This is a genomic window from Pseudomonas sp. S2_A02, from assembly GCF_054668495.1.
This window is the reverse complement of record NZ_CP162776.1, coordinates 1,727,025-1,747,346: the sequence shown is the minus strand read 5'-3', so window position 1 is coordinate 1,747,346 and position 20,322 is coordinate 1,727,025. Positions and strand designations below refer to the sequence as shown.

General features: G+C 57.6%; 18 protein-coding genes, 1 tRNA gene and 1 pseudogene. 14 read left to right on the top strand and 6 right to left on the bottom strand.

Features of this window, described 5'->3' with window-relative positions:
* Positions 1 to 3: 3 nt before the first annotated feature.
* Both AB4O41_RS07870 and AB4O41_RS07865 read left to right on the top strand, forming a co-directional pair.
* Entirely contained in the window at positions 4 to 954 is a 951-nt protein-coding gene (locus AB4O41_RS07870; RefSeq protein ID WP_460147054.1) for an alpha-E domain-containing protein, read from the top strand.
* Positions 951 to 1,760 (top strand): transglutaminase family protein, encoded by an 810-nt coding sequence (locus tag AB4O41_RS07865; RefSeq protein ID WP_460147052.1) that lies wholly within the window; start codon positions 951 to 953, stop codon positions 1,758 to 1,760. The genes AB4O41_RS07870 and AB4O41_RS07865 overlap by 4 nt, the downstream gene beginning before the upstream one ends.
* 172 nt (positions 1,761 to 1,932) lie before the next feature.
* Here the strand turns inward: AB4O41_RS07865 and AB4O41_RS07860 are convergent, their stop codons facing one another.
* The gene (locus AB4O41_RS07860; RefSeq protein ID WP_460147050.1) at positions 1,933 to 2,760 is read right to left on the bottom strand and encodes a c-type cytochrome; all 828 of its coding nucleotides are present in this window, start codon (positions 2,758 to 2,760) and stop codon (positions 1,933 to 1,935) included.
* Positions 2,761 to 3,406: 646 nt separating this feature from the next.
* On the opposite strand from AB4O41_RS07860, the gene AB4O41_RS07855 reads away from it, so the two are divergent.
* From AB4O41_RS07855 to AB4O41_RS07845, 3 genes are all read left to right on the top strand, one after another.
* Positions 3,407 to 4,612 carry an acetyl-CoA C-acetyltransferase gene (locus AB4O41_RS07855; protein ID WP_460147048.1) on the top strand — a complete coding sequence of 402 codons (1,206 nt, stop codon included), beginning with the start codon at positions 3,407 to 3,409 and terminating at the stop codon, positions 4,610 to 4,612.
* Positions 4,613 to 4,650: 38 nt separating this feature from the next.
* The gene (locus AB4O41_RS07850; RefSeq protein ID WP_460147046.1) at positions 4,651 to 6,795 is read left to right on the top strand and encodes a 3-hydroxyacyl-CoA dehydrogenase NAD-binding domain-containing protein; all 2,145 of its coding nucleotides are present in this window, start codon (positions 4,651 to 4,653) and stop codon (positions 6,793 to 6,795) included.
* 107 nt (positions 6,796 to 6,902) lie between these two features.
* Positions 6,903 to 7,643: an amidotransferase gene (locus AB4O41_RS07845; RefSeq protein ID WP_460147044.1), complete on the top strand. Its 741-nt coding sequence runs from the start codon at positions 6,903 to 6,905 to the stop codon at positions 7,641 to 7,643.
* Between the two features lie 106 nt (positions 7,644 to 7,749).
* Here AB4O41_RS07845 and AB4O41_RS07840 read toward each other — a convergent pair whose 3' ends face one another.
* The 3 genes from AB4O41_RS07840 to AB4O41_RS07830 form a co-directional block, all read right to left on the bottom strand.
* Positions 7,750 to 8,721, bottom strand: coding sequence for a magnesium and cobalt transport protein CorA (locus tag AB4O41_RS07840; RefSeq protein WP_460147042.1), 972 nt, complete (start codon positions 8,719 to 8,721; stop codon positions 7,750 to 7,752).
* A 145-nt stretch (positions 8,722 to 8,866) separates the two neighbouring features.
* Positions 8,867 to 9,589, bottom strand: coding sequence for a 1-acylglycerol-3-phosphate O-acyltransferase (locus AB4O41_RS07835; protein ID WP_460147040.1), 723 nt, complete (start codon positions 9,587 to 9,589; stop codon positions 8,867 to 8,869).
* 214 nt (positions 9,590 to 9,803) lie between these two features.
* Entirely contained in the window at positions 9,804 to 10,493 is a 690-nt protein-coding gene (locus tag AB4O41_RS07830) for a crotonase/enoyl-CoA hydratase family protein (RefSeq protein WP_460147038.1), read from the bottom strand.
* A 308-nt stretch (positions 10,494 to 10,801) separates the two neighbouring features.
* Here AB4O41_RS07830 and AB4O41_RS07825 point away from each other — a divergent pair.
* The 9 genes from AB4O41_RS07825 to AB4O41_RS07785 all read left to right on the top strand — a co-directional run bounded on the left by AB4O41_RS07825 (position 10,802) and on the right by AB4O41_RS07785 (position 14,861).
* Positions 10,802 to 10,891, top strand: a tRNA-Ser gene (locus tag AB4O41_RS07825).
* A gap of 329 nt (positions 10,892 to 11,220) precedes the next feature.
* Positions 11,221 to 11,403 (top strand): hypothetical protein, encoded by a 183-nt coding sequence (locus tag AB4O41_RS07820; RefSeq protein WP_253551729.1) that lies wholly within the window; start codon positions 11,221 to 11,223, stop codon positions 11,401 to 11,403.
* 317 nt (positions 11,404 to 11,720) lie between these two features.
* Positions 11,721 to 12,041 (top strand): YbjQ family protein, encoded by a 321-nt coding sequence (locus tag AB4O41_RS07815; protein ID WP_007902143.1) that lies wholly within the window; start codon positions 11,721 to 11,723, stop codon positions 12,039 to 12,041.
* Between the two features lie 218 nt (positions 12,042 to 12,259).
* Positions 12,260 to 12,454: a hypothetical protein gene (locus AB4O41_RS07810; RefSeq protein ID WP_008072999.1), complete on the top strand. Its 195-nt coding sequence runs from the start codon at positions 12,260 to 12,262 to the stop codon at positions 12,452 to 12,454.
* 341 nt (positions 12,455 to 12,795) lie between these two features.
* Positions 12,796 to 13,161 (top strand): glycine zipper domain-containing protein, encoded by a 366-nt coding sequence (locus AB4O41_RS07805; protein ID WP_038979874.1) that lies wholly within the window; start codon positions 12,796 to 12,798, stop codon positions 13,159 to 13,161.
* 185 nt (positions 13,162 to 13,346) lie between these two features.
* Positions 13,347 to 13,772, top strand: coding sequence for a glycine zipper domain-containing protein (locus AB4O41_RS07800; protein WP_460147035.1), 426 nt, complete (start codon positions 13,347 to 13,349; stop codon positions 13,770 to 13,772).
* Positions 13,773 to 13,899: 127 nt separating this feature from the next.
* Entirely contained in the window at positions 13,900 to 14,070 is a 171-nt protein-coding gene (locus tag AB4O41_RS07795) for a hypothetical protein (RefSeq protein ID WP_460147033.1), read from the top strand.
* A gap of 108 nt (positions 14,071 to 14,178) precedes the next feature.
* Entirely contained in the window at positions 14,179 to 14,403 is a 225-nt protein-coding gene (locus AB4O41_RS07790) for a hypothetical protein (RefSeq protein WP_460147031.1), read from the top strand.
* Positions 14,404 to 14,504: 101 nt separating this feature from the next.
* Positions 14,505 to 14,861: a hypothetical protein gene (locus AB4O41_RS07785; RefSeq protein WP_460147029.1), complete on the top strand. Its 357-nt coding sequence runs from the start codon at positions 14,505 to 14,507 to the stop codon at positions 14,859 to 14,861.
* 58 nt (positions 14,862 to 14,919) lie between these two features.
* On the opposite strand, the gene AB4O41_RS07780 is transcribed toward AB4O41_RS07785, so the two are convergent.
* Complete coding sequence (locus AB4O41_RS07780; RefSeq protein ID WP_460147027.1) at positions 14,920 to 15,315, bottom strand: hypothetical protein; 396 nt, start codon at positions 15,313 to 15,315, stop codon at positions 14,920 to 14,922.
* Positions 15,312 to 20,189: pseudogene (locus AB4O41_RS07775) on the bottom strand (RHS repeat-associated core domain-containing protein). Before AB4O41_RS07775 ends, AB4O41_RS07780 begins: the two are co-directional and overlap by 4 nt.
* Between the last annotated feature and the right edge of the window lie 133 nt (positions 20,190 to 20,322).

The window sequence follows — 20,322 nt, the reverse complement described above, 5'->3', positions numbered from 1 at the left end:
GCCATGTTAAGTAGAACTGCCTCGGATCTGTATTGGATGTCGCGTTACCTGGAGCGGGCGGAAAATCTCGCACGGATGCTCGACATCAGTTATTCGCTGTCACTGATGCCTCAGGACGGTCGTGGCGACGGCTTGCACGAACTCGCCATGCCGTTGCTGATCACCGGCACTCTGGACGATTACCTGGAGCGTCACGGCGATTTGCATGCCGAACGGCTGCTGCATTTTTTCGCTTTGGATGCGGCCAACCCGGCGAGCATCTACAGCTGCCTCGGTGCCGCGCGAGCCAGCGCCCATGCGGTGCGTGGGCGAATCACCGCCGACATGTGGGAAAACATCAACTCTACCTGGCTGGAAATTCGCGGGATCGCCGAGCAGGGCTTGAGTCGCTACGGCATGAGCCGTTTCTGTGAGTGGATCAAGGAACGTTCCCACCTGTTCCGCGGCGCGTCCTACGGCACCATCATGCGTAATGACGCGTTCCGTTTCATTCGTCTGGGCACCTTTATCGAAAGGGCTGACAACACCTTGCGCCTGCTCGACGCCCGTTACGAAATGGCCGGCGATCAGGCCGAAGCAGTCAGCGACGGCACGGCTCACGCCTACTACCAGTGGAGCGCCTTGCTGCGGGCCTTGTCGTCGTTTGAGGCTTATACCGAGATCTATCGCGACGCCCCTGGCGCCCGACATGTGGCCGAGTTGTTGCTGCTGCGCGCCGACGTGCCGCGATCCCTGCGGGCCTGCACCGAAGAAATCGACCAGATTCTCGCCCAATTGCCGGGGGCCAACGGCCGTCCCGCGCAACGCCTGGCCGCGGAAATAGACGCACGCCTGCGCTACACCGGTATCAACGAAATTCTCGACGAAGGCCTGCACGCCTGGCTGACCGAGTTCATCCCGCTGGTGCGCCAGTTGGGCAACGCCATTCACAGTTCCTACCTGGAGGCTGCATGAGACTTTCCATTAGCCACGAGACCACCTATCACTACGAAGATCAGGTGCGGGCAAGCATCCAGTACCTGCGACTGACTCCCCACGACAGCGAGCGCCAGCACGTGCTCAGCTGGCAGCTCGACCTGCCACGCCCGGTGCGCGCGCAACTCGATCCATTCGGCAATATTCTGCATGTGCTGACCCTGGACGAACCCCACGAGGCAATCATCATCGGCGCCCGCGGACAGGTGGATATCGACGAACTGCGTGAAGCCGAGCATGAAAGCCAGTCGGCGTTGCCGTTCCTGCGCTTCACGCGCCTGACCGAAGCCGATGAAGCGCTGCGCGCGTTTGCCGAGAAGGCCTGCAAGCAACGCCGGGATCGTATGGCGCTGATTGATTTGATGCATGGCCTGAACCAGCACATGACCTACACGCCGGGCTCCACCGAAGTGGACACCAGCGCCGCCCAGGCTTTCGCCGGGCGTTCCGGGGTCTGCCAGGACCACACCCATGCGTTCCTCGCCTGCGCCCGCAGCCTGGGCATTCCTTCGCGTTATGTATCGGGGTATTTGTACAGCGAGAACAGCGAACACCTGGCCAGTCACGCTTGGGCTGAGGCCTGGTTGGATGACGCCTGGTACAGCTTCGACGTGACCAACGAACTGGCCCGCCCGGAGCGTCACCTGAAACTGGCCGTGGGCCTGGATTATCTCGACGCCTGCCCGGTGCGCGGCATGCGCCGTGGTGGTGGGTGCGAGCAGATGCATGCGAAGGTGTTTGTTTCGCCGACGCCTGCGCCGGTGATCTCCGTCCAGCAGCAGTAGCAGCGATTCACTGTGGTTAGGGCTTACCTGTGGCGAGGGAGCTCTGCTCCCGCTCGGCTGCGCAGCAGTCGCAAACCCGGCGAATGCGATTTGCCTGACGGATCGCGTCGCCTGATTTGAGGGCCGCTTCGCGCCCCAGCGGGAGCAAGCTCCCTCGCCACAGGTGGGTTATTTACTTGGCCGAAGACACCTTCCGTCCCGCCATATGCTTCAAATACCCCACCAACATCTCCAGATCCCCCTCCGGCAACACCGTCGTCGCAAACGCCGGCATCTTTGCCTGCGGCCACTGGCGCAAGCTCTGCGGATCACGAATGTAGCGCTTGAGGAAATCCGCGCCGAAATACTCGGTCGGGTTGAACGGAATATTCAGGTCCGGCCCGAACTGCGCATCTCCCGCGCCATTGAGTCGATGACAGGCCAGACAGTTCTTCTGAAACAGCGCAAAGCCCTTGTTCACTGGATCGTCCGCCTTCAGCGCAGGATCGGGCAACAGGGCAGGGAAGCGCTCGGCCACCGGGGCCATGCGCTTGATGCTGGCGACTTCGAACGGCCATTGCTCGGGGCTGATATTGCCTGCCTGCGGATCGGTCCAGACCAGATAAAACGGCCCCGCACTGTGCTTGCCCTCTGACAACGGCGGCCACGGCTTGGTCGGGTCTTCAATCGCTAGCCAAGCCTGCGACCCTTCGGTATTAAGCAGCGGCGCGGCAGCCAGTTCGGCGGCAAAACCGTCCAGGGCAACGGCTTGCAGATGATCGTCAGGCTTGATGCCCGTCAACAACGCCACCAACGGCACGGCGCGATAGCTCATGTCCCGTTTGTAGGAAACGTCGTTAGTGATGGTGATGGTCTGAACCTGAGGATGCTTGAGCAATTGCTCGGTCTGCCAGGTGCGAGAACTCGCGCCTAGCTCCAGATTCAGCTGTGCGGCAGATAGAGGCATGCTGAGCAGCAAGGCCCCAAATAGAGTGAGCGCTTTCAAGTGATCGCCGTCCATGTCGTGGAAGTGCCGCAAAGGTTGGCACAGCCACGCTGACCCGGGTAGCGAGCCAATCACATTTTTTATCAGGCGAAATGAAAACCCTGATGCTCGATCAGCCAATCACCTTGGTCAGGTTTGGCAAAATCAACAACAGTGTAGTGGCAAATAGAATGAGCCCGGCTTGACGAACTTTCGAATGTTTGAACATGGCTTGACCGCCTTTTTTGTTATTTCCTGATGCTTGTCTGCCTATCTCCATGACGGCAGAGCTCTGCACTTCCTTGTAGGACGAGTGCCTCGGCAAAACCCGACGACAACTTCGTACAGGTTTACCTTAGGGCCCGCGTCACGATTGGCTTAGATCCATTTCGTATGTGATGAGCACTCATCGCTTTAAAAAAGGCATGAGGCTTATGGCCAGCTTCTTGGGCGCCCGTTGGCTAGACAGCTTGGTGACTTGAATCGGTTTATCCGATAGCAGACTACCGTTCGTCTGAGCGTGACCGTCAACGCCAATGAGCACTGTGGTCATTGAATCCACGGCTGCTCGGCATAAGGTGAGGGCATAAAGATCAGGGGCACACGGTCTCCTGTAGGCGCCGCCGAAGGATGCGATCTTTTGATTTTTTGATCTTCATTCACCGTCAGGTTCGAGGACGTCATGACCCAAGCTTTGATATTCGACGCGTTACGCACGCCCCGTGGCAAAGGCAAGGCCAATGGCGCCTTGCATAGCGTCAAGCCAGTGAATCTGGTGGCCGGGCTGCTGACGGCGCTGCAGCAGCGCACGTCCCTGGACACCAGTCAGGTCGATGATGTAGTGCTCGGCTGCGTAACGCCCATCGGCGATCAGGGTTCCGACATCGCCAAGACCGCCACGCAGGCGGCCGATTGGGACGTCAGCGTGGCCGGGATGCAGCTCAATCGCTTCTGCGCGTCGGGGCTGGAAGCGGTGAATCTCGGTGCGATGAAAGTGCGTTCCGGCTTCGAAGATCTGGTGGTGGTCGGTGGCGTTGAATCGATGTCCCGCGTGCCCATGGGTAGCGACGGCGGGGCCTGGGCGCTGGACCCGGAAACCAATTTGCACAACCACTTCACGCCCCAGGGTGTGGGTGCCGACCTGATCGCCACGATTGAAGGCTTCAGCCGTCAGGACGTCGATGCCTTCGCGTTGCACTCCCAGCAGAAGGCCGCACGGGCGCGGGCGGACGGTTCGTTCAATAAGTCGCTGGTGCCGGTGCAAGACCAGAACGGCATCATTCTGCTCGATCACGATGAGTTCATTCGCGCCGAATCGACGATGGAAGGCCTGGGCAAACTCAAGCCGAGTTTCGAAATGATCGGGCAAATGGGCTTCGACGCCACAGCATTGCGGGTTTACAGCCAGATCGAGCGGATCAACCACGTTCACACGCCGGGCAACAGCTCCGGGATTGTCGATGGTGCGGCGCTGATGCTGATCGGCTCCGAGGCCGAGGGCCGGGCGCTGGGCTTGCAGCCACGGGCGCGAATCGTCGCCACGGCGGTTACCAGCACCGACCCGACCATCATGCTCACCGGCCCGGCACCGGCCACGCGCAAGGCGCTGGCCAAGGCCGGGCTACGGGTCGAAGACATTGACCTGTTCGAAGTCAACGAAGCGTTCGCCTCGGTCGTGCTCAAGTTCATCAAAGACATGGCCATCGACCCCGACAAGGTCAACGTCAACGGCGGCTCCATTGCCATGGGCCACCCGCTCGGCGCCACCGGCTGCGCGATTCTCGGCACGCTGCTCGATGAACTGGAAGCCCGGCACCTGCGCTATGGCCTGGCGACATTGTGTGTCGGCGGCGGCATGGGCATTGCCACCGTCATCGAACGTCTCTGAGCCTGACTTTAAGAAAATCCGACTCAAGGAAAATTGCCATGACCCAAGCCATCCGTTACGAAAAGGGTCAGGACCAGATTGTCGTCCTGACCATCGACATGCCGGGCCAGAGTGCCAACACCATGAACGCGATCTACCGCGACGCCATGGCCACCTGCGTCGCCCGACTGGTCGCCGACAAGGACGCCATTGCCGGCGTGATCATCACCTCGGCCAAGAAGACCTTCTTCGCCGGCGGCGACCTCAATGAACTGATCAAGGTCGGCAAACCCGAAGCCAAAGCCTTTTACAACATGGTGCTGACACTCAAGGGCCAACTGCGCACCCTGGAAACCCTTGGTAAACCGGTGGTCGCCGCCATTAACGGCGCGGCACTCGGTGGCGGTTGGGAAATCTGCCTGGCCTGCCATCATCGCGTCGCGCTGGACAACCCGTCGGTGCTGTTGGGTCTGCCGGAAGTCACTCTGGGCCTGTTGCCGGGCGGCGGCGGGGTGGTGCGCATGGTCCGCATGCTGGGCATCGAAAAAGCCCTGCCGTATCTGCTTGAAGGCAAGAAAATCCGTCCGCAACAGGCGCTGCAGGCGCGGTTGATCGACGAGTTGGCAGCCGATCGCGATGAGTTGATGGCCAAGGCACGGGCGTGGATTGTCGCTCACCCGGTCGCTGTGCAGCGCTGGGACGTGAAGGGTTATCAGATTCCTGGCGGCACGCCGTCGGATCCGAAACTCGCGCCGATGTTGGCCATCACGCCATCGATTCTGCGCAGCAAAACCCAGGGCTGCCTGCCCGCGCCGGAGAAAATCCTCTGCGCTGCGGTAGAAGGCGCCCAAGTGGATTTCGACACGGCGCACCTGATTGAAACCCGCTACTTCACCGAACTGACCACCGGCCAGGTGTCGAAAAACCTCATTGGCACGTTCTGGTTTCAGCTCAATGAGATCAATGCCGGCGGCTCGCGGCCCCAAGGCATAGCGCCTTATGTGACGAAGAAAGTCGGCGTGCTCGGCGCCGGGATGATGGGCGCGGGCATCGCGTTTGTCAGCGCATCGGCCGGCATCGACGTGGTGCTCAAAGACATCAACCTCGCCGCGGCAGAGAAGGGCAAGGCTCACTCGGCGGCGTTGCTGGACAAGAAGGTTGCGCGGGGCCAATTAACCCGGGAGCAGCGAGAGGAGATTCTGGCGCGAATCCATGCCACCGAAAACGATGCTGATCTGGCCGGTTGCGATTTGATCATTGAAGCGGTGTTTGAAGATCGCGAGCTTAAAGGGAGGGTTTCATCGGCTGCTCAAGCAGTTGTTGGCCCGGACGCGGTCATCGCCTCCAACACCTCGACCTTGCCGATCAGCGGCCTGGCCACGGCAGTGCCGGACCAGACGAAATTCATCGGTCTGCATTTTTTCAGTCCCGTGGAGAAAATGCCGCTGGTGGAAATCATCAAAGGTGTCCACACCAGCGACGAAACCCTGGCGCGCGGGTTCGATTTCGTCCTGCAAATCAAGAAGACTCCGATCGTGGTCAACGACAGTCGCGGCTTCTTTACCTCGCGGGTGTTCGGCACCTTCACCAATGAAGGCATTGCCATGCTCGGCGAAGGCGTGAGCGCGCCAATGATCGAGACCGAAGCGCGCAAGGCCGGCATGCCTGTCGGACCTCTGGCAATCTCCGACGAAGTTTCCCTCAGCCTCATGAGCCATATCCGCGAGCAAACCGCCAAAGACCTGCGAGCAGAAGGGAAAACCCTGATTGAACACCCGGCGTTCGCCGTGATTGACTTGCTGCTCAAGGAATACAAGCGTCCGGGCAAGGCCGCTGGCGGTGGTTTCTACGATTACCCGACCACAGGGCAGAAGCATTTGTGGCCTGAGCTGAAAAGCCGTTTCGAGAAAGCCGATGGGCAGATTTCGCCGAAGGACATACGCGATCGACTGCTGTTCGTACAAGCCATCGAAACCGTGCGCTGTATGGAAGAGGGCGTGCTGACCTCGACGGCAGATGCCAACGTCGGTTCGATCTTCGGCATCGGCTTCGCGGCCTGGACCGGCGGTGCGCTGCAATTCATCAATCAGTACGGCGTGAAAGACTTTGTCGCCCGCGCCCAGTACCTGGCCGAGCAATACGGCGAACGCTTCACACCGCCCGCGCTGCTGCTGGAGAAAGCCGCCAAAGACGCGTCGTTTTAAGAGACGCTCCAAGGGACCGATGATGCATTCCGGGGCTTGCCTTGCCACTGTGTTTCAAGGCAGGCTCTGGGGTGTGCATTATTCCCTTCATGTGTCAGGTATTTTTTATGTCGTTACGCATCTGCATTCTGGAAACCGACATCCTGCGTCCGGAACTGGTCGATCAATATCAGGGTTACGGGCAGATGTTCCAGCGTCTGTTTTCGCAGCAACCCATCGCTGCGGAGTTCACCATGTACAACGTGATGCAGGGCGATTATCCCAGCGATGACCTGACCTTCGATGCGTATCTGGTCACCGGCAGCAAGGCCGATTCCTTCGGCACCGACCCGTGGATTCAAACCCTCAAGACGTACCTGCTGAACCGCTACGAACGCGGCGACAAACTGCTGGGTGTGTGCTTCGGCCATCAACTGCTGGCGCTGTTGTTGGGTGGCAAGAGCGAGCGGGCGACCCAGGGTTGGGGCGTCGGCACCCACAAGTACAAACTCGCGGCCAAGGCGCCGTGGATGAGTCCACTCAGGGAAGAGCTGACGCTGCTGATCAGTCACCAGGATCAGGTCACCGCGCTGCCGGAAAACGCTACGGTCATCGCCTCGAGTGATTTCTGCCCGTTCGCCGCGTACCACATCAACGATCAAGTGCTGTGCTTCCAGGGGCATCCGGAGTTCATTCACGATTACTCACGGGCGTTGCTGGATATCCGTCAGGAAGCGCTGGGCGAGCAGATTTATTCGAAAGGTATGGCGAGTCTTGAACACGAGCATCACGGCACTACCGTCGCAGAGTGGATGATGCGGTTTGTGGCGCACAAGCCTGAGGGTGAGGCTGAGTCGGTTAAGCCTTAAAAGCTTCGCGGGCAAGTCGGATCGTCGCACCGCTCGCTCCTACAGGTACACCGAAACCCTGTGGGAGCGAGCCTGCTCGCGATTTTCGCAGACGACTCGGTCCTGACTACAACCACCCCGACCGCTTGAAACTCGCCCACAAACCGACACACCCAACGGTGATGAAACCCAACACCCCGAAATACCCGTAATGCCAGGTCAACTCCGGCATGTCCTCGAAGTTCATCCCGTAAATCCCCGCCACTGCCGTCGGAAACGCCAGAATCGCCGCCCATGCCGCAAATTTGCGCTGCACCACACTCTGCCGTGATGCCTCCAGCAACACCCCGATTTCGATGGTCTGGCTGGCAATGTCCGCGAGAGTCGTCAGGTCTTCCATCTGCCGCGTGACATGAATCTGCACATCGCGGAAATACGGGCGCATGTTCTTGTCGATGAACGGAAAGCTCAGTTTCTGCAGTTCCTCGCCGATTTCCACCATTGGCGCCGCAAACCGACGCAAGCGCAATACATCACGCCGCAGACTGTGGAGTTTCTGAATGTCGCGCTCGTTCAGGGAACCGAACATAACGTTTTGTTCCAGCTCATCGATCTCGGCGTGGATCGCTTCGCCCATCGGCTGGTAGTTTTCAATCACGAAGTCGAGGATGGCATAAAGTACGAAATCTTCCCCATGCTCCAACAACAGCGGCCGCGCCTCACAACGCTGTCGGACGTACGCGTAGGACGCCGAGTGACCATTGCGAGCGGTAATGATGTAACCCTTGCCGGCGAAGATATGAGTCTCGATGAACTCCAGTTTGCCTTCATTGCGGATTGGCGAATACGTGACGATAAACAGTGCGTCGCCGAAGGTTTCCAGCTTCGGTCGGCTGTGTTTTTCCAGGGCGTCTTCGATGGCCAGTTCGTGCAGGTTGAACTGGCGTTGCAGGTTGAACAGCTCCTGGGCGTTCGGCTCTTCGAGGCCAATCCACACAAAGTGGCCAGGTTTGGCAGCCCAGGCAGCACCTTCGTCGAGGGTGATATTGGTGACTTTTTTACCGGCGCTGTAAACCGCAGCAGCAACGACTCTACCCATGATGGTGATTCACTTCTTATTAGCCGCTTTCTGTAAAGACTGGCGGTGCCAGGCAGGATTCAGCTTAACCTTGTCTGCTGCTTGAGAGTCAGCAAAATCTGTAGAGTTCGCAGGTAAAAGAAAACCCGCATAGGGCGGGTTTCTTTCAGGCGGCTTGCAGTTGCCGATCCATCGAGTCGATACACTCGCGCATTTGCTCGCGGCACTGGGCGATTAGCATGGGCATGTCATCCAGGCTCAATCCAGCCGTAGGAATCGCCGGCAGCGAACGGATCAGAATCTTCCCACTGCGCCAGCGGTTCAATCGCATGTGTTTGACGTAACTGCTGACACACACCGGCACGATTGGCACGCCCGCGGCAATCGCCATCTGGAACGCGCCTTTCTTGAATGGCAACAACTCTTCGCCGAGGTTGCGCGTACCTTCCGGGAAGACCCAGATCGAGGTGTCTTCATGTTGCAAGGTGCGAGTAGTGGTCAGCATCGACTGGCGTGCCTTGTGCGCATTGCCACGGTCAATCAATACATTGCCGGCCAGCCAGAACAACTGCCCGAACAGCGGTACCCACTTCAGGCTCTTCTTACCGATGCACACGGTGCGGCAGGGCACCACGTTGCCGAACACAAACAGATCGTAGTTGGACTGGTGGTTGGCGATGATCACGCAGCTGTCAGGCTTGGCCATCAACGGCCCGACGTCAGTCTTCACCCGCAAACGCAAAATGCACATCGCCGGCCACGCATACAGACGTGCGCATAAACGGCTGTTGTCCGGATTAAACGGCCGGCATAGACCGAGGATCACTCCAAGCACGCCGGCCAGAATAAAGTGCAAGCCCATCAATAACATACGAAACACGAACAGCATTTAAAGGGCCCACCGGGACAAAAGGTGGCGCAGTGTACGGATGTGCACTGTTTTCGGCAATTGCCGCTATAGAAGTGGGAGATAGCCGATGTTTGAGCGCATGTTTCCGACTTATGGGTCAGATGCGGTCTAGAGCGGTTGTAGGGTTTTAAACCAAACACGCAAGAAAAAGCCCGACACGACAGTCGGGCTTTTCGGTGCAACACGTTCGGGCTTAACCCATATGCTCCTGATCCAGGATGATCGCGTTGTCCAGCGTCTCCAGCAGCGCCTTGCGCACTTTCAGCTTGGTGTTCTTGTGGGCGATCATGTTGAGCTTCTTCAACTGACGAGCCGCCGCCAGCGCCGCGCCTTGCAGCTCTTCGGCCGACACCACCACATCAAGGAAACCGGCATCCACGGCACTCTGCGGATTGAACATCTCGGCATTGATCACCGCACGATGAAACGCCGACTTACGTAGACGATCACGCGCCAGCTCAATACCGGCGTGGTGCATGGTCATACCGATCTGCACTTCGTTCAGACCAATGCTGAACGGGCCATCGACACCAATGCGGTAGTCAGCCGACAACAGAATAAACGCACCCTTGGCTACCGCATGCCCAGGACACGCCACGACCACCGGGAACGGGTGCGACAGCAGGCGACGAGCCAGGGTCGAACCGGCAGCCACCAATTCAGTGGCCTCTTTAGGGCCGGCCGTCATCACCTTCAAGTCATAACCACCCGAAAAAATGCCCGGCTGACTGGTAATGATCACCACCGCCCGATCCGCCTCCGCCCGATCCAGCGCAGCGTTAAACGCAACAATCACATCCGGCGAGATGGCATTGACCTTGCCATTGCTCAAGGTCAGGGTCGCGATACCGTCTTCGAGATGGTAGGAAATCAACTCACTCATGACGCCAATCCTTCTAATAAAGTAGGGCAGACGTTACCCACCGCCGTAGGCCAGGTAAAGCGCTGTGACTGACTCGCCAGTCACCCTTTCTCCGCCCGCCAGGCATAGTCAGCCACGTCCGCCGCGCATTGGCTTCTATATAGAAGGGGAGGCGAAGCCGGAGATTGGCAGGTTTGCCATGCCCTTGAACGGCACGAAAGGGATAACGGCGTTAACCGCATGAAAATTCTGAAAAAAATGTTTGCCATCAGAAAAGCTTTCGACTACATTAGCGCGCCTCGACAGACAGAACATGTTTGACGAGATACGGTGAAGTGTCCGAGTGGCTTAAGGAGCACGCCTGGAAAGTGTGTATACAAGAAATTGTATCGAGAGTTCGAATCTCTCCTTCACCGCCAAATTCGATGTACACAAAACCCCTGATTTCGAGAGAAGTCAGGGGTTTTGTGGTTTCTGGTGTCTGGATTTTTCAATCATGGCTGCCGCTGGCTCAGGCGCATAGCAAAGACGCGTCCGAAAATGATGTAGGACAAGTGCTTAGCGTGTGGGAAGTAATGCTGGAAAGCTAGGCAGTTGGGTGCTTCCATAGGTCTCGGCACCTCACATGAGCCATCTCGGGAAGGGGTATTTGTTTTGCGCATCCAAGGTGCAAAATGAATCAAAGGGTAGCGCAAATGACGACCCCATTATCCGGAACGGACATACGCACGTTATGCAGGAAATGAACATGAAACAGGCAGAGCTGGAAAAGGTTCATGTGGAGATCGTTAAACTGATCGCTGAACAGCGCAAGCTGAACGCCGAGGCTGGCAAGATGACCCGTGAGACTTTTTGGTATCCAGTAGCAGTTGCTATTGGACTGATTGGTACGGTAGCTACCGTTACTGCGGTATTAATCAAGCTGCTCTAATGCTTCAGGCACCAGTCCCAACCTGGAGGCTTCTGCATATTTGTCGTCGAGTCGCCAATCCGAACCGCTATTTAGGCGACTTCCAGACAATACGCTCCCGCTCCAGACCAGAGCAATGCGCGAACGGGGCGCGGCTTCCGAACGATACGTAAGTTCGGGTACGACCTTTTCAAACGGCCCCAAAGCCGCGTTCATGTGTGTTCCGCCCCCCTGTTAGACTGCCAAACCCTCGACGGTAATCGATCTCTATACTCAATTCTCGCGCCGTTTTTCCCGTCGTTTAACCCTGTCGACGACAGCTTGAACAAGGACACTTCATGATCACCACCACAACCCACACCATCGAAGGTCGGCAAATCACTGCTTACCTGGACATCGTCAGCGCCGAGTCGGTGCAGGGCGTTAACGTGATCCGCGATCTGTTCGCTGGCATGCGGGATTTTTTCGGTGGGCGCTCTCAAACGTTGGAACGGGCATTGAAGGATGCGCGGATTCAGGCGACTGACGAGATCAAGGAGCGGGCGCGGGCGCTTCAGGCGGATGCAGTGGTAGGGCTCGATTATGAGATCAGCATGCCAGCCGGCAAGGGTGGAATGGTGGTGGTGTTTGTGACCGGGACGGCGGTCAAACTGAGGTAAGTTGGCGTCAAAAAATCTTGAGGGCGCCGTGCCAAGGGCGTGCGTGTTCTGTTTATTCGCCATCTGATTTTGTAGGAAGCAAGCGCGGCCATTCGTCGGCACGTAACAATCTGAATCACAAGTCCGGGAATGACCGACTAGTCTCAAAATCCTGGGTGGTCGATATTTTTCAGGCAAATAGGGCTTGCCGGTATCGACCCGTTGAGAGGAGCGAAGATATGACTGAGCCGTATATCGAAGACGACGGGGCGGAGTTTCCAATCAATAATTGCGTGCAGTGTGGTCAGACGGACTATGTGCCGAGCTTCGGTGAAGACCGTATCAAAATCAACAAAATCAAATCTACAGTGCCTCGAACTCGAGGGCCGAAGTCGAAATTCATGCCCAAGCTGGGTGCGCCTTCCAGGAAGTGAACAGTGACTCGTACGAGCCCCGCCATTGAGCGGGGTTTCTTGTTTTTGAAGGGTAAAAGCATGGCTTGATGGCAATGCAGAGAAATGTCCTACAGTCGTGTAGGTTTTTTCACAAACTTTTCACACCAGCCTACGTAATCTCAGCTCATCCGTTAGAAAGCAGTACCCTGGCCCGTCTCCCCAGCGGGCTTTTTTTTGCCTGTCATAAAACCTTTTCCATGAATGCTGTCCAACCGTCGCCAATGACGAGGTTGTTCCGTGTTTGTGTCTGGACTTTGCCTCCTCTAAAGCATTCAATTTCCGGCCTTTCGGTTTCCCCCCCCTTTTTTGAGGTTCTCGTTATGCGTTTGACACTGCCTGCTCTGGTTCTGGGCCTTTTGGTTGCTCAAGGTGCGATGGCTGCCGGTGATGGTACTGCCGCGCTTGGTGGTGGTCTGGGTGGCGCGCTGGGTAATGTGGTCGGTCAGAAAATGGGCGGCAGCACAGGTGCAGCGATTGGTGCTGGCGTAGCGGGCGCAGCCGGCAGTGCTGTTGCAGCACGCAAAGGCAGCCGCACCAAAGCGGCTATCGGTGGCGGTGTCGGTGCGGCGGGCGGTTCGGTGATTGGCAATAGCCTGGGCGGCAAGACAGGTTCCACCATCGGCGCTGGCCTGGGTGGTGCATTGGGCGGCGGCGTGGGTAGCAATCTGTCCAAAAAGCGCCACTGATCCTAATGATCCGCTGAAAAAGCCTGGCTCGATGCCGGGCTTTTTCGTTTTGGAACGTTTCTCCCGCATGTGGCTCAAATCTCGTACAGTCGGTATTCGCTTTGCTGTTCAACAGACGCAGATGCCAGGCTGAGGCCTATCCGCGGCACGATCTTCCCCCGATGCGGAAATTAGAGGTTCATATCATGCGTTTGACATTGTCCACGGTGGTTTTGGGACTTTTGGTTGCTCAGGGTGCGATGGCTGCCGGCGACGGCACCGCAGCAGTGGGCGGTGGTCTTGGCGGCGCGTTGGGTAACGTGGTCGGCGGTCAACTAGGCGGCAGCACGGGAGCAGCCGTGGGCGCTGGCGTCGGCGGTGCGGCGGGCAGCGCGGTCGGTGCGCGCAAGGGCAGTCGAACAGAAGCGGCCGTTGGCGGCGGTATTGGCGCTGCGGGCGGCTCAGTGATCGGCAATAGCCTGGGCGGCTCCACCGGTTCGACCATTGGTGCTGGCGTGGGCGGTGCAGCCGGTGGCGCGGTCGGCAGCAACCTGGGTAATGACAGCGGCAGCTCACATTCCGGTGGTGGCAAATACAAACACAAGCATAAAAATAAGTACAAGCATCGCTAACTCGATATCGAGTGACAGTAGAAACCCGGCCCAGTGCCGGGTTTTCGTTTCTGTCAGTAGGACTCTGGAACGTTTGCCCGTAGGACGCCTCGAACGTCATACACCCCTGAACGTTGCGAGGCATGTCATGACTCCGGAAACCGAAGGCATGGAAGATGAAGGTCCGATCAACGATCCTGGCAACGAAGATCCGGGGTCTCTGATGGACGACGCCACGGTGCCGCTCAACGATGCCGATGACGCAGGCGATGTGGGCAACCTCGAGTATGATGAGTATGACGAGGAAGACGACGAGTGATCGTGCTTTGCGGTCGGGTCGACCGATCGTCCCTCTGATCGAACCGCGTCTATCGTGTTGTCCTCGAAATGTCAGGATCTGCTTTTCAGGTCCATTGAGAGGTGCGTTATGAACGCTGATCCAAAAGACTCCGATATCGACGACGATACCCCCGAATATCCGCTGCCTTCACCCACCGACTCCCTGAGTCGCGATCAGCGCCCGCCCGACGATGACGACACCGGCGTGGAGCAGGTGCCCACCGATACCGATGATGTGAAGCGCGGCGATGTGGAAGCCGATCCCGATGACCCGGACATTGCCGGGGACGATCTGTCGGGCGAACCGAGCTGAAGCCTGCGCAACGATCCATCGCCGCTCGTCGATTGTGCGGCACCTTTAAAAAGCGATCGCTGCCAGACATCAGGTAAAGCACTCTTTAAAGGAGGTGCGCCATGATCAGGTCAAAACTGACGACCCTGACAGTGGTCGGCTTATTGTCGATCAGTTCATTGGCGGCGTTGGCTCAATCTTCTGGCCGCGATGCGCCGGTCGACAAGGGCGGGATGCCACCTTACTCGGAAATGAATGCGGGTTCCTCGGATGGCAAGACACCGCCACCGGACACCATTGGTGGTGGGAATGGCGGCGATGCCAATGGAAGTAGCACCAGTTCGGGGAAGGGAAGTGGGTCGATGAGCGATGGAAGTTCGATGGGGAGTGGTTCTGGAAGTGGGTCTGGAGAGTCAGGTGATTTTGAAATTGATGAGAGCGGTAGTGGAGTAGGAAGTGGAGGTAAAACCGGCGGTTAGTGTTTTCTTAATGTTAATCTAGCCCGGACATGAGCCGGGCTTTTGATCATATAATTGATCAGATTTTTTCTGATTCAATCCAGCGTCTATAAAAATATAATTGTTTATGCGGATCGTTTGTTAGATTATTGTCCTCATAATCAAAGATATAAACTACATCGTGGAGTGATGACGTTTTTCCCAATGTCAATTCATATGCTTTCAAACCAAGAGACATCTGCGATGACATGCTTGAGGGATGTACGTTGATTTTTGATCCCTTGCAGAGAAATTGTATGTTGGGGTTGTCTTCTCGAAGGCGGGCGAAGCATTTATAAAAATTACTATCTGAATATGTTTTAATAAATCCGTTTCTCATTGTAAAAATTATAGTTATGCTTTTGTTGTCGCATGTGAGATTGGCGATTTCCTTTGTGCCGTCGATGCTTATGGTTATTTCAACCTTAAATATCATTTCTTTATTATCCTGTACGGATTAGGTATGGAGTAGCCGAGCTCTCTGCCATCATCAATGATTAGGGTAGCGCCGAGTACGTCAACATTTTCTATACGGTTAGCTATCGCTATCTCTTTTTCTGCTCCGAAAAGGTAGGCTTGTCCAAGCTCTTTCTGCAAATCATATCCCTCTATTTTTCGAAGAGTATAGAGGTACCCTACTTTGTGTGATAACCGGTCGCGAAAAGTTTGCCAACATCTCGCGACGGCGACGTGCTGATGAAATTACTGGGTGGGTTTTCACTATCTATAGAGTGGAGCAATAGATCATTGCTTTTCCCTTTGCTTTTAAAACCGTTTTGAAATACATCATTGGGCTCTCGTTCATCCCCGCGGTATAAGTAATCCTCTTCTTTTTTAGGTGAAGGAGTTGTTGGCTCCCCCTCATCAACCCCCACCTTACTCGCCGGTTCCTCATCCCCAAACGACGGCTTCTTACACCCATCCCCTCCAGGACAATCACTCAACCCCAACGGATCAACCCAACCCACCGGATTGCGCGTGTACTGATAGCCGTTTAACCCACCCACCAACTTGCTCGGATCTGGCGTCAGGTACCGCCCGACATCCGGATTGTAGTAGCGATGTCGGTTGTAATGCAGGCCGGTTTCCGCATCGAAATACTGCCCTTGAAAGCGCAATGGCTGATCGAGGACCTGGTGGGTGTCGCGGTTGAGGCGGGTGAGGCGGCCATAGGCGGTGTATCGGGCGGCCCAGATGATGTCACCGCTGTAGTCGGTGAGTTCTTGCGGTGTGCCGAGGTGGTCGAGTTGGTAGTAGAACGGGCAGGCTTGGCGTGGGCCTTTGCCGTCGAGCATCGCCAGTGGACGGAAGGTGCCGGGTTCGTAGATGTAGCTTCGATGGTGTTCCTGGCTGTGTTCGGCGACGAGGTGGTCGCCTTGCCAGAAGAACTCGGTGGTTTTGCCATCGACGGATTTGCTGATACGGCGGCCGAAGGCGTCGTAGCGGTAATTTGAACAACGACCGTCTGCAGGTAGTGACGCCGATCAACCGGTGTTGGCAGTCGTAACGGTATTCGGTGACGAGTTTTTGCGCGGTGCCGCGGCGTTCGCGAATCAGGTTGCCGAAGGCGTCGTAGTCGTAATGCCGGTCGCCTTGCATCAGCAGGCGATTACCCAGCACCTTCGCAACGCCGGGACGATCCTGCATCAACAGGTTGCCCGCCGGGTCGTGGGCGAAGCTTTCTGGCGATTGGTCACGGGAATGGCGGACGCGGGTCAGGCGGTCGAGCGAGTCGTACTGGTAGCTGCGCTGGCCGTGGCGGGTATCGCCGATGTGGTCGAGATTGCCGTTGGCGCTGTAGGCATAATCGCGACGGTACAGCGGATGTCGATGTTGGCTGACGGCATGGGCTTTCAGCCGGCCCTGGTCGTCGTAGGCATATTCGCTGAGCAGCAGACCTTGTTGGCGGTTTTGTTCGCGACCGAAGGCAAATTGGTGGGTGGTGAGGCGTGTGCCGTTGAGGTCAATGGCCGTCAGCGCGCCGCCCTTGGCGTGGTGAAAATCGAGTTTGCTGTTGTCCGGCAGGCGCAGGTGGTTGAGTCGGCCGCACGCGTCGTAGCGGTAACGCAAGGTGCCCCAACTTTGGTGCTCGGTGATCAGCCTGTCCTGGGCGTCGTACTCGAATTCCAGCGGGTGGTCGTGGCTGTCGTCGACACTGACCAGTCGGCCGAGGCGATCGTAGCGGTACTTGACCTTGACGCCATCGGGCAGGGTCTTGACCAACAGGCGTCCGGCCGAATCCCGTTGATACCCTGTAACCAGTTGCGAGTCGTCATCGCCAAACTCGGTTTTCTCCAGCAGGTGGCCGTTGAGGTCGTAGCTATAAGCGGTGCGGCGGCCGTCGAAGCCGGTTTCCTGTCGGATCAGGCCGTTGGGCGTGTAGTCCAGGCGATACTGTTCACCGGATTCGTTTTCGATTTCCGTGAGTCGTAACTGCGCGTTGTCATAGCGATAACGCAGTTGCGTGCCATCAGGATTGATCCGGCGGCTGACCAGGTGCAGATCGTCGGCGTATTCATAGCGAGTGACGCGGCCCAGCTCATCGCGTTCGGCGGTGATCTTGCCGTAGGCGTTGTAGCTGAATCCGCGAGTGGCGCCGGTAGGCAGCGTGGTCTGAACCAGTCGGCCGACGGCATCCCATCGGTACTGGATGAACGCACCGTGTTCGTCCTGACGGGTCGTCTGCCTGCCTAGCGCGTCGTAGGAAAAGCGTCGCTGGCCGCCATCCGGCAGCGTTTCCTCAAGCAACTGCCCCAAGGCATTCCAGACGAACACATGGCGGCTGATGTCCGGGGCGCGGATCGACAGCAAACGCCCCTGAGCGTCGTAGTGATAGTGAGTGACCTGGCCATCCGGATCGATGGCTTCGGTGACATCCCCCTGAGCATTGCGCTGATATTTCCACACCGCTTTGCCGCGATAGCGCGCATGCAGGAAACCATTGCGATATTCGTAGGATGTTGGCTCGTCTTCCGGCGGAATAAGCGCCACCAACCGCCCGACTTCGTCGTAGCGGTATTCGGTGACGGCCCCGAGCGGATCCTGCTCTGCAATCAGTCGACCCTGATCGTCATAGGCCTTGAGGTTTTCGCCACCATCCAGCTCGACCTTGCGCACCAGCCGCGCCCGGTCATCGTGGGCGTAAATCTCTTGGCTGCCATCGATGTTCTGGGCGGTGACGCTGCCCTGATCGTCCCAGACGTAGCGCGCCTCCATCTGCGCAAACGACGCCCAATGCCGGACGCAACGGGCCGCCTTGCCGGATCTTTCCCACGCCCAGAAGAAACTCGCGCCACCGGCCAGTTGTCGCTGCAGAATCACGTGCTGATCGTCGTAGTCGTAACGCTCGCTTTCACCCGCGGCGTTGGTCGCTTCGATCAAGCGTTGGCGAGCGTCGTAGCGATAGAAAACCAGCGTCTGCTCTGTACGCCAGGCTTCACTCATGTCATCGGTGCGTTGAAACGACTGGTATTCGACGGCGACGAGGTGCCTGCGCTCGTAGCACAACAGCAGCGAACGACCCGCGCCGTTATCGAGACGTTGAATGCGATCCTGACGGTCGCGGGTGATGTGGAGGCGGTTGTTGTAGGCGTCGCTGATTGCCGTTAAGCGGCCCCCTCGAAAGTGGTAGAACCGGCTCGTCTCGCCCGCTAACGCGAGAATCAACTCCTCCGGTTCTCTTCCGAGGTAAATCGCCGCCCGCGACAGGCTGTTGTGGATCACAGGGCGCTCGACGCTCGGCAGCGGAAACGTCGTACGACGGTTTTCATGGTCGATCCAGACGACCTGTTCATCGTCCAGCTCCAACCGCTGAGCCAGCGAATGGCTCCAGCCCCAGCCCAACCCGCAATCGATCTCGGCGGCGCTGGTGCGATAGAGCCGGGTGAAGTCGAATGGCAGGATCCCGTCCAGCGCACCGTCGGTCAGGGTCAGCAGTTCTTCGCCGGTGACCATCGACACCGGACAGTTGTTGGTGCAGGTCAGTGCCGCGCAATCGGCACTGTCGCCGTTGGGGTTTTTCGCCTGACTCGATGCATCGTCGTGAGGTTCGTGACGGCCCAGCCGGGTCATGGCGCTGGACTTGTCGCGAGCAATGGCAACCGGATTGTTCACCTGTACAACTGGAGAGTCGCCGGCACGGATCTGTAACGGAATCGTCGGTGCCGGTTTCAGTGGTGCATTGCGCGCGCTGACCACGAGTGGTTTGAGCGCGCCAGCGTGGGCTGTCAGGTCAGATTTGGCCGTCAGTTCGGCCAACCGCAAACTGGCCCCCGCCAACCACTGCCGAGCTTGCCGGGACTTGATCTTGTCCAATACTTTGGCGCTCATGCCGAGCTTCAAGCCCGTAGGTCCGGTGAGGCGTACCAGCAGGAAACTGATCAACAGTTCTGTACGAATTTGCGCCACGACTTCGGCGATGTACTGCGGCGGCAACATCCTCAGCCAACTGGTAAAGGCCGCGAGATGGATGAACATCAACGGCTCATCGCTCAACATCAGCAACACATTGGCGATGGCTTCAGCCGAGGCGTTCAGCAGCGTCTCAAGCTCGCCTTGGGTCAGGTACTCCAGGAGTTTTTCGCTGTTGGTTTGCAGGTCCGCCAGCAGGGCGTAGACCTGCTTCACGTCATCCCACAAACCGTGCAGCGAACGCTCGAAACCGCGCCAATCAGCCTGTTGCAGCATGCCGTAGCGCTGGATGAAACCTGCGTCGGAAAAACCTGCCCACAAGGGCTCGAATTCGCTCGTCCATTCATTACGCAACCAGCCTTCCAGCTCGCCGATCACGTCTTGATAGGAGGCGTAGAGTGCTTTGACGTGCTCGGCCGAAACATTGGGAAAGAAGGTGATGCGATAACGCTGGCCGCGCCAGCATTCGGGGATTTCGAGGATGCCGCTGGGGCCAATGGTTTCGTGGACGGGCTCACCGAATGTCAGTTCACCATTACGCTGCGAGATAACCGGTTCGAGCATTACCGGCGTATTGCCGATCGGCACGAAACGTGCGGCCTCAAACAGGTGCACCAGGGTTAATGGACCGCTGACCGGACACATGGCGAGCGTCGAACTGACAGGGAGGGTGGAGTCCTTCGGTGCGCTGAGCCGGACTTCATTGCCGACTTTGAACACTTGCTCGACATTCAGCGTTCCACCGGTCCAGAAGTTTTCCGCCCAGGTGTCGTAGCCGTTGAGGCAGAGTCGAAAATCACCGAGCAACGCTTCGACGTCCGGCTGCTCTGGGTTCATGGCGGCGACCACCAGCAGGCCGATGGCATTGTTCAAGGCCAGGACCTTGTCGGGTTCGAACATTCGCAGTCCCTCGCGCTGATTAATCTGGAGCGCAAGACTTTGCGGGGGATCAACAAGGAAAGAAGTCGGGAAAGGAGGTGTTTGGTGTAGGGGAAGTCGCTAAATCATCGTGGGCGTCTCGACGCAGCTTTTT